At 65.4% G+C, this 939-nt stretch carries 1 protein-coding gene; it reads right to left on the bottom strand.

Translation table 11 applies throughout. The annotated features are described in order from the left end of the window. Positions 1-67: 67 nt before the first annotated feature. Positions 68-939, bottom strand: an 872-nt coding sequence (locus PMN64_RS42890; RefSeq protein WP_411785124.1) for an IS256 family transposase, incomplete at its 5' end; no start/stop codon positions are given.

Here is a 939-nt window from a genome sequence, read left to right as displayed (position 1 = left end):
GATCGTGTCCCCGAGCTTGGTGTAACTGGCGGTGGGACACCGCGTTCGCCGGCAAGAGCCGGACTGGTCAGCTGGCGATAGCCGGGAGGCTGACGGTTGGATCATCGCTCAACGGCGCGATGGTTTCCAGCGTCATGTAACGGGCGCGCTGGACGGCCCATTCATCATTCTGTTCGAGCAGGATCGCACCGATGAGGCGGACGATGGCGTCCTCATTGGGGAAGATGCCAACGACCTCGGTCCGGCGCTTGATCTCGCCGTTGAGGCGCTCGATCGGGTTGGTCGAGTGCAGCTTGGTGCGGTGCTGCGGCGAGAACGTCATGTAGGCCAGCACATCGGTCTCGGCCTCGTCGAGGAAGCCGGCGAGCTTGGGTAGCTTGGGGCGGAGCTGATCGGCGACCTTCCGCCATTGCGCTCGTGCGGCCTCGGCATCGTCCTGGGCAAACGCAGTGGCGATGAAGGCGGAGACGACACGCCGTCCGCTTTTGCCGGCATGGGCCAGCGCGTTGCGCATGAAGTGCACGCGGCAACGCTGCCAACTGGCGTTGAGCACCTTGGCGACGGTCGCCTTGATGCCCTCATGGGCGTCGGAGACGACCAGCTTGACGCCGCGCAGGCCGCGGCGGGCGAGCTTGCGCAGGAACGCCGTCCAGAATGTCTCGGCCTCTGAGGGACCAATGTCCATGCCGAGAACTTCGCGCCGGCCATCGCTGTTGACGCCGACCGCGACGATCACCGCGACCGACACGATGCGCCCCTGCTGGCGCACCTTCACATAGGTGGCGTCGATCCACAGATAGGGCCAATCGCCCTCGATCGGGCGAGCGAGGAACGCCTTCACCTTGTCATCGATCTCCGCGCATAGCCGCGAGACCTGGCTCTTGGAGATGCCGCTCATGCCCATCGCCTGCACCAGATCGTCGACGGAGCGGGTCGAGA

This window comes from Bradyrhizobium sp. UFLA01-814, from assembly GCF_046718885.1.
GTDB classification, from domain to species: Bacteria; Pseudomonadota; Alphaproteobacteria; order Rhizobiales; family Xanthobacteraceae; genus Bradyrhizobium; species Bradyrhizobium elkanii.
This window is presented reverse-complemented; position numbering and strand designations above follow the sequence as displayed.